Source organism: Sphingorhabdus sp., assembly GCF_044354325.1.
Taxonomy (GTDB): domain Bacteria; phylum Pseudomonadota; class Alphaproteobacteria; order Sphingomonadales; family Sphingomonadaceae; genus Sphingorhabdus_B.
This window is the reverse complement of sequence record NZ_JBILAF010000002.1, coordinates 46,978-53,230: the sequence shown is the minus strand read 5'-3', so window position 1 is coordinate 53,230 and position 6,253 is coordinate 46,978. Positions and strand designations below refer to the sequence as shown.

The window sequence follows — 6,253 nt, the reverse complement described above, 5'->3', positions numbered from 1 at the left end:
GGAAATCCTCCGCAAGATTGCAAGCAATGTCTGCATCAAGGTGCCATTGACGATTGATGGTCTGAAAACCTGCAAAGCGCTGACGTCAGAAGGGACCATGGTCAATGTGACCTTGTGCTTCTCTGCCAACCAAGCGCTGCTTGCGGCCAAAGCGGGGGCAACATTTGTATCGCCATTCGTCGGTCGTCATGATGACAATGGCTTTGACGGCATGCAGCTGATCAGTGACATTCGCCTGATTTACGACAATTACGCATTCGACACGGAAATCCTCGTCGCCAGCGTGCGCCATGGTGTGCATGTGCTTGAAGCGGCGAAAATCGGCGCTGACGTCATGACGGCACCACCTGCGGTCATCAAGGGCCTGTTCAAACATATCCTGACAGACAAGGGCATTGAAGGCTTTTTGGCGGACTGGGCGAAGACTGGTCAAGCCATCGGCTAATGCTATCGGCGCGGCTGTGCTTGAAGCAGCAGCCATGCATGAATATGTTATCGCATCATGGTGAAATGCCTATGGGTTATTCGCCGTATAGATTTTAAAGGCGGGCGGACCTATTTTGGGTTTTAAGAAGAGCGGGCAATTCAGACCGCTGGAGACCCAAGATGAACAAGCCCGAAAAGGTGTTTCCCATCGCACATATACATTATGAAGACGAAATTGGTGAGAACGGCAAAATTGTCGTTCCTGACGAAGTTCAAGACGCCATTCGCACGTTAATCCGTTGGTCCGGCGATGACCCAGCCCGTGAAGGCTTGCTGGACACACCCGCACGCGTCGGACGCGCATGGCGCGAATATTGCGCAGGCTATGCCGAAGACCCGGCGGCGCATCTGTCGCGGACGTTTCAGGAAGTCGGCGGATATCACGAACTGGTTCTGCTGAAGGATATCCCGTTCCAGTCACATTGTGAGCACCATATGGCCCCGATCATCGGCAAGGCATCTATTGCCTATATGCCAACGGATCGCGTTGTCGGCATTTCAAAGCTGGCGCGCGTGCTCCACGGCTTTGCACAACGGCTGCAGGTGCAGGAACGCCTGACCGCCGAAGTCGCAAACTGCATTTGGGAACATCTGAAGCCAGAGGGCGTCGCCGTTGTCATTGAGGCGCAGCATGGTTGCATGACGGGCCGCGGCGTGAAGGTGCATGGCGTTGGCATGGTCACGTCAAAGCTTATCGGCTGTTTCCTTGACGATCAATCGAGCCGCAAGGAAGTCATGAGCCTGATGGGCTACTGATTACGGCATTGCTGCCCGGTTCGAACGCACTTATGGGTGGGGGCAACCCCATAATATAAGAATCGCCGGACTGCACTGACATGGCCTTTACCCTTCCCCATTTTGATCTCGACGCGTTTGTCCGCGCGACGCTTGCCGAAGATCTGGGGCCAACCGGCACCGACGTTACATCGCAAAGCGTAATCCCTGCGGATGTCCGGTTTGAAGGCACGATGGACAGCCGTGACGCCATCGTCGTTGCTGGTCTGCCGATTGCCGTTGCGTTCTTCAGTTCGCTCGATCCCGCGATGGAAATCGACCTGTTTGTCGAAGAAGGACAGCAGGTTGCCGCTGGAACTGACCTCATGCGCCTTCGGGGTAATGCCCGCGCGATGCTGACGGCGGAGCGGTCCGCACTGAACACGGTCCAACATCTTTCGGGCATCGCCACGCTAACGCGGCAATATGTCGACGCGATTTCGGGCACGGGCTGCACCCTTTTGGACACGCGCAAAACCATTCCCGGGCTTCGCGTGCTTGAAAAATACGCCACGCGCATGGGCGGGGCAACAAACCACCGCATGGGATTGTGGGATGCCGCGATGATCAAGGACAATCATGTGGCGGTCGCGGGCGGCGTTGCAGAGGCGGTACGCCGCGCACGCGAAGCTGGCGTTGAACGCATCATATTAGAGGTCGATAGCATTGCGCAGATCGAACCCGGGCTTGCGGCGGGCGCGAGCCATTTGCTGCTCGACAATATGGACGCAGATACGCTGCGCACCGCAGTTGCGTTAATTGCGGGCCGTGTGCCGACAGAGGCGTCGGGCGGTGTCACGCTTGATAGCATTCGCGCCAAGGCGGAAACCGGCGTTACCTACATCTCGGTTGGACGCTTGACGCAAAGCGCACCCGCTGCCGATATCGGTTTGGATTTTGCGCAGGCTTAGCGGCCTTGTCCTTTTAGGCGCTGCCGCGTGCCTGTCGCCAGCACCGGCGCTGGCGCAAGCATGGCAGTGTCAGCCCACAAATTATCTGCCCCGTCCAGCATTGGAGCTTCCGTCACCCGATCAGGTTCGGCGCACGGCGATTGCGGGCTATATTCTGGCGTTAAGCTGGAGCCCCGAATTTTGCCGTGGGCGTGAACGCGACCCGGCGATGCGGTTCCAATGTTCCGGAACAATTGGCGACTTCGGCTTCATTCTTCATGGCCTCTGGCCCGAAGCAAAGGGACCGAATTATCCGCAATATTGCCGGCCGGTGGGCGTGCTGCCTCGGCAGACCATTGCCAACAACATCTGCCTTAGCCCTTCCCCGCAATTGCTGCAGCACCAATGGGCGAAGCATGGCAGCTGTATCGCCAAAACGCCGGAGGCTTATTTCGGTGCAGCACGGCTGTTGTTCAACGCGCTTGAGTTTCCCGACATGGCACGGCTTTCGCGCGAGCCGGAACGCGGGACGCCATTGACCGCAGCGACAATTGCCGAAAGATTTGCCGAGTTAAACGATGGGATGCCTGCGGATTCCGTGACGGTAAAGGTCAGCGCGAAAGGCTGGCTTCAAGAAATACGCATTTGCCTAGACCGCACATTCAAACCGCGACAATGCCCCAGCTTTAGCCGGGCTTCCTCACGCACAGCGCACGTCAAAATCTGGCGCGGGCGTTAACGCTCGATAATCCGCGTGGACGGATGATGTTTATCGAGATGCTTGCGGATGATCTTTAGGTTTTTCGTATTTGAACGCCACACCAAGTCAAAGGCATCGCCCAAAAACGGCACCGCGCCAATCGCGGTATCAATGCCGATATTCGCACTCATGCGCACCAGCTGCCATTTTGACATGCCCAGATTGCGGCCTTCCCAGACCATATAGGCGCCCATGGCTGCGGTCACGAGATCGCCAAGCACGGGCACCAAGCCAATGACGGTGTCCAAGCCCACTGGAATTTTTGTGCCGGGAATGTGAAATGCCCGTTCAAGCACCTTTTCGAGTGCCTCGACGCGCATGCGAACGGCCTGCGGATTATTGCCCATTCCGGGCAGATCCTTGGCAATTTGTGCAAACTGTTCCTGCGAAATCGGCACTGGCATAACTCCTTTGGACTTATGTTGGGTCCCGCCCGAGATATTGCAACAGGTGCCAGCCCCGTCCGTTGGCAAAATGCCCCAAAAGCCCGGGCCGCACGACAGACCAGCGCAGCGGATTGGCAATCGGAATAAAGCCGACCGTGGATTGCATTTCGGCTTCCGCCTGCCCCAATAATTGCACACGCACCGTCATGTCCTTCGTCATGCGCGCCTCTGCGACGATTGCGTCCGCCCGCGCGCTGCATATCGCGGCAAATTTGCAGGACAATTGGTCCAGATACCATGCAGGGCTGGACTGTTGCGCCGTCAGGTCAATCAAACGCAGGTCATGCGGCCGGTCGGCGGTCACCCGCTCAATATCGACACCCACGGCTGCTAGGTCGGCACGCAGACGCGCAAAAAATATGCGGCTGCCGTACCCACGTGGCAGCGCAACCCGCAAAGGCCGGATGGCCCCGTTTGCGCGCTTCCAGTTTGCAATGCTTGCAGCGGCCATGGACCGTCGTTGGTCCATGGATGGCGCCGCCCAATCGGGCCGAGAAATGTCCGCGCGGTTCGGCAAGCTTTCGGGTACCAGCGTGACCGTTTCGCGCCATGCAACAATGTCGAAAGCTGTCAGCAACTTTGGCCGGTCAATGGCCATGGCGATCGCGGTGCGGTTGTCCTTGTTCGCTAAAAATGGTCCAGCCTGCACCACCATCAATCCAAACAAACCCGGGACAGCATCAAACTGAATCTCATTGGCATTGATCTTTGCCGCTTCGAGCAACGGGAAAGTTTCAAAACGGCCGCCCTCAATCAAATCGGTTTGCCCAAGCACATAACGCGCGAGCACCAACGACGCTTCGCCCCGGCGGAGCGTAACGGTTGCGGTGCCAAGAACCGCCGTCCCCTCGGCATCGATTTCATTGCGCCGCAATTGCATGGCCTGACCCAATTTCTTGGCCTGCATCGGGCCGGACCCGGCACCGCGACGTAATAATCCGAATTCAGGCAAAGCAAGCAGCTCAAGCAAATAAGGCATCGGGGCCTTCAGCCGGATTTCAACGACCTTGCCTGTCATGGCTACGACGCGGTCGATGACGGCGAGTTCATCGCCCAAACGGCCCTTTTTGAGTTCACTTATGCGCCGGGTCAAAAGCTGCGCGACCTCTTGCGAATCCAATTCGCGCCCATCGTTCCACCGCGCTTTGTTCAGGCGGAAGATATAACTCATACCGTCGTCATTAACGATCCAGCGGCTCGCCAACCCCGGCGCAACACGTCCTTTTTCGTCAAAGGTGACCAACCCCTGTGCCGTGGCACTGCGCAGATAGGCAGAGGCGAGCGGCAATGGTGTGGCGGACACGTTGAAAGGCTTCGGACGCTCCTCAATCACGTCGACGCGGACACGTTCATTGTCGACGCCCTGCGAACAACCGGCGAGTGTAGCCGACAGCAACAAAAGCAAAAACGGCAGCAAACGGGTCATGCGGCCACCATAATCAGAATGTCGCGGTGCACAATCCACGATTCAACGGTCAGTGCAGGTGAACAGCAATATCTCGTTCGGGGCGGGCGGCAATTGTGCGGCAATCGCCTTATTCATATTGTCGATATTGGTCAGCTGACTGGCGTCCGTTGTACATGTCTTCACGTCATAACGTTGACGCGCTTCGCGGGCGGACCGCATGGCATCTGTACCCGGCAGAAAACGCTCGATACGATAGATATTGGTGTCGGGGTCGTAACTCGTCACCGAAATCTGTGCGTCATTGTTCGGCACAAAGCTTCGGACCCATCGCCCGCCGCTTTCGACATATTGCGTGCGCCCATTGACGCATCCGTCCGGCCGCCATGTGAAATCAACATCGGCGGTATCGGACATGGTGATACGGCTGCGTTCGGGCTGCAGCACGCATATTTTGGCCGCTTCGGTTACGGCCGCTTTGACCGCTTCGTCCTGCGGCGCATCCGCGGTTAGGGCCGCACGCACCCTGTCATCGACTTCGTCGAAAGAGGGGCGCGCTGCAAACATACCGACCGCCGAAACCAGTAATATCGCGCCCGCAGCGGCAGCCGCCTTGAAACGATCATTTTGCGCACGCTCCGAAAATTGCCACGCTGCGCCGCCGGCGACGGCACTTAAGACCAGCAGCAAAACCGCAAGCGCGATGTGATTTTCGCGGGCCGATATCACGGCGTGCTCGGCGTCACTGCGCACTTTGCCTTCACGGCTGCGTTGCAATTCGGCGGCGACGCGTGCTTCTTTCTCAACCTTGGCCCGGGTGGCTGCTTCTAGTTCCGCCTCAGCGCGGGTCAATTCCGCGACCGAGCGGCAATCGCCACGAACCGTCCGGAATGCCACGCCTTGATTGTCGAGAAATGCCGCAAGCTCGCGCGTTGAAATAGCGAAGTAGAACTCGGCGCCGCCATCGTTCGCTACTGATCCAAAGCTGTTGATGCCAACAACGCGGCCACATGCATCGACAATCGGCCCGCCGCTATTACCCGGTGCAATGGGCGCGGTGTGCAAAAGCGATTCAACGGACTTCGATGTCCGGCCTGAAGAAATGGTCCCCCGCGTTTTAACGGGTGGTTGAGGGCGCAGCACGTCCGCCTCGCTTTGTTCAAGCGCGACATCCACGCTGGCCGGGTAGCCAATTGCGAAGACATCCGCGCCATCCGATACCGTGCCCGCAAATATGCTGGCTGGGACCAACGCGCCCGCAGAAAGCTGCAGAAGTGCAAGGTCCTTGCGCGCGGCCACGGCGGACACCCTGGCGCGATAGCTTTGCGTCCCGTCAGACGGCACAACGACAATTTCGACACTGTCGTCAAAGCGCGCCTGTTCCACGACATGGGCGTTGGTAATGACCTTGTTGCGGTCAACAACCACGCCAGAGCCAATGCTGACAATGGTCTGCTGGCCTTCTGCCGAGCTAAAAACGACGATGCGCACG

Annotated in this window: 7 protein-coding genes; 4 read left to right on the top strand and 3 right to left on the bottom strand. The window is 58.0% G+C overall.

Annotated elements, in window-relative coordinates; genetic code table 11:
• The 4 genes from ACIQ0G_RS00505 to ACIQ0G_RS00490 form a co-directional block, all read left to right on the top strand.
• Nucleotides 1-445 (top strand): transaldolase family protein (locus ACIQ0G_RS00505; RefSeq protein ID WP_397576208.1); only part of this gene is annotated, 445 nt, incomplete at its 5' end.
• Nucleotides 446-606: 161 nt separating this feature from the next.
• Nucleotides 607-1,242, top strand: a complete 636-nt coding sequence (gene folE, locus ACIQ0G_RS00500) for a GTP cyclohydrolase I FolE (RefSeq protein ID WP_397576207.1) — start codon at nucleotides 607-609, stop codon at nucleotides 1,240-1,242.
• An 80-nt stretch (nucleotides 1,243-1,322) separates the two neighbouring features.
• The gene (gene nadC / locus ACIQ0G_RS00495) at nucleotides 1,323-2,171 is read left to right on the top strand and encodes a carboxylating nicotinate-nucleotide diphosphorylase (protein WP_397576206.1); all 849 of its coding nucleotides are present in this window, start codon (nucleotides 1,323-1,325) and stop codon (nucleotides 2,169-2,171) included.
• Entirely contained in the window at nucleotides 2,158-2,889 is a 732-nt protein-coding gene (locus ACIQ0G_RS00490) for a ribonuclease T (protein ID WP_397576205.1), read from the top strand. The genes nadC and ACIQ0G_RS00490 overlap by 14 nt, the downstream gene beginning before the upstream one ends.
• On the opposite strand, the gene ACIQ0G_RS00485 is transcribed toward ACIQ0G_RS00490, so the two are convergent.
• From ACIQ0G_RS00485 to ACIQ0G_RS00475, 3 genes are read right to left on the bottom strand one after another with little or no spacing between them, the layout of a single operon-like run.
• The gene (locus ACIQ0G_RS00485) at nucleotides 2,886-3,308 is read right to left on the bottom strand and encodes a DUF4112 domain-containing protein (RefSeq protein ID WP_397576204.1); all 423 of its coding nucleotides are present in this window, start codon (nucleotides 3,306-3,308) and stop codon (nucleotides 2,886-2,888) included. The two genes, ACIQ0G_RS00490 and ACIQ0G_RS00485, sit on opposite strands and share 4 nt — an antisense overlap.
• Nucleotides 3,309-3,327: 19 nt before the next feature.
• Nucleotides 3,328-4,782, bottom strand: coding sequence for an ABC transporter substrate-binding protein (locus tag ACIQ0G_RS00480; protein ID WP_397576203.1), 1,455 nt, complete (start codon nucleotides 4,780-4,782; stop codon nucleotides 3,328-3,330).
• Nucleotides 4,783-4,824: 42 nt separating this feature from the next.
• Nucleotides 4,825-6,252, bottom strand: a complete 1,428-nt coding sequence (locus tag ACIQ0G_RS00475; RefSeq protein WP_397576202.1) for a S1C family serine protease — start codon at nucleotides 6,250-6,252, stop codon at nucleotides 4,825-4,827.
• Between the last annotated feature and the right edge of the window lies 1 nt (nucleotide 6,253).